The 1,491-nt window shown below is 36.2% G+C and carries 2 protein-coding genes; one reads left to right on the top strand and one right to left on the bottom strand.

Annotation, left to right across the window (positions count from 1 at the left end):
• Positions 1-231 precede the first annotated feature (231 nt).
• Positions 232-921 carry an XRE family transcriptional regulator gene (locus tag B0186_RS11040; protein ID WP_078219483.1) on the bottom strand — a complete coding sequence of 230 codons (690 nt, stop codon included), beginning with the start codon at positions 919-921 and terminating at the stop codon, positions 232-234.
• Between the two features lie 196 nt (positions 922-1,117).
• Here B0186_RS11040 and B0186_RS11035 point away from each other — a divergent pair, with 196 nt between their 5' ends.
• Complete coding sequence (locus B0186_RS11035; protein WP_078219481.1) at positions 1,118-1,387, top strand: helix-turn-helix domain-containing protein; 270 nt, start codon at positions 1,118-1,120, stop codon at positions 1,385-1,387.
• The last annotated feature ends 104 nt before the right edge of the window (positions 1,388-1,491 follow it).

Raw genomic sequence — 1,491 nt, 5'->3', positions numbered from 1 at the left:
ATGTACCCAACCATAAAAACCAAGAAAATAAAAAAACAAATAGGGATTTGGTTGAAATAAATGAAATTAAGTGGTCGGAATATTGAAAACAGGGGCTTTGCGATGTATTGCCCCTTTTTTATTAGCAAGAAAAGTAAAACTAAGAAAAAATAATGAATTGGGCGGAAATTTCAAAATGGTTCGGCAAAACTAAGAAATTTAAACGGGCTGTAAAACCCGTTCAAACGCTCTTTAAACAAGGCTTTTGCCGATATGCACTACTTGCCCAATAATTTGTAGGTTCTGGGCATCTTCGCCAGATATAGCGATTGGTGGGTATTCTTCTTTGTTATCACTAATAAGGTCTATACCATCCCATTTCATTTTAACTCGCTTAACCCATACGCTCTCACCGTTTTGTACTAGGTAAATCTTATCGCTTCCTTTCATTTCATTTTTGCTTAAATCTACAAGCAGTTGGTCGCCATCATCAATCGTTGGATACATTGAATCGCCGTTCGCCCAAAATACCGCGCAATTCTCAGGGTTTACTCGCAGGCTTTGTAATAGGCTGTCAAAGTAAGGCTCTTGCCCGTCTGGCTTGGTTACTCCTTCGTTAAAGCTGCCAAAGCCTGCAGAAACGTTGATGCTACTGTAACTGGCAATCATTGTTACTGCTTCTTCTGTTAAAGCCTTTACCCTCTCTACTGATCTTTCGATAGTTTTTTTAGGCTCTTCTTCACCTGTTGCAAGCCATTGAATACTTACTCCAGTAGCTTCAGCAATTCTTACTAAATTAGGTCTAGATGGTTCAGCTTCACCCTTTCGCCACCTTGCTATCGTGGATAAAGTTACACCTGTTTGCCGAGCAAATTCACTCGGTCCATTCAATTTATTTATTACAAAATCAATTCTCTCAGGGAAATTGTCTTCTTTACTCATATTGGTTAGCTCCTTTTCCGTAATAGTTAACAAAAACTATCTATTACGAAATAATTAAAAAAGAATTACCCGTAATAGTTTAATTTAAGTTATTAATTTGATTAAATAAACTCAAAAATCGGTATAAAATTTAGATAAATTAAACTATTACAGTTAATATACATCACATCAGGTACAGCAAAAAAAGGTGTATTAAATGAGTGTATTAGAAAATTCAAAAAAAACCGCAGAACAGGACTGGCATAGAGCAGACATTCTAGCGGAGCTTAGAAAAAAAGGTTGGTCACTACGATCTTTAGCTAATGAAGGAAAGGTTAGCTACAACACCTTAAAAAGCGTTTTAGATAAACCTTATCCCAAAATGGAACGACTTATCGCAAATGCGATAGGTGTTCCACCAGAAATCATCTGGGCTGGGCGATTTGCGGAACGTAATAGACGACCAACATTGCACAATAAATACTAATTTTAACCATAAAAGTTATAAAAAGGAACATTTATGGAACAGGTTAGCTTAAAAACACATTATTCAGTGTATGAATTAGCTGATTTAGGTTTATTAGGATTGCC

Source organism: Canicola haemoglobinophilus, assembly GCF_002015075.1.
Taxonomy (GTDB): Bacteria; Pseudomonadota; Gammaproteobacteria; order Enterobacterales; family Pasteurellaceae; genus Canicola; species Canicola haemoglobinophilus.
Note: the sequence above shows the minus strand (reverse complement) of the source record. Positions and strands in the feature narration are given on the sequence as shown.

Bases quoted from the DNA above. Each gene is read 5' to 3' on its own strand.
- B0186_RS11035 (WP_078219481.1), top strand. From the start codon at position 1,118: ATGAGTGTATTAGAAAATTCAAAAAAAACCGCAGAACAGGACTGGCAT.
- B0186_RS11040 (WP_078219483.1), bottom strand. From the start codon at position 921: ATGAGTAAAGAAGACAATTTCCCTGAGAGAATTGATTTTGTAATAAAT.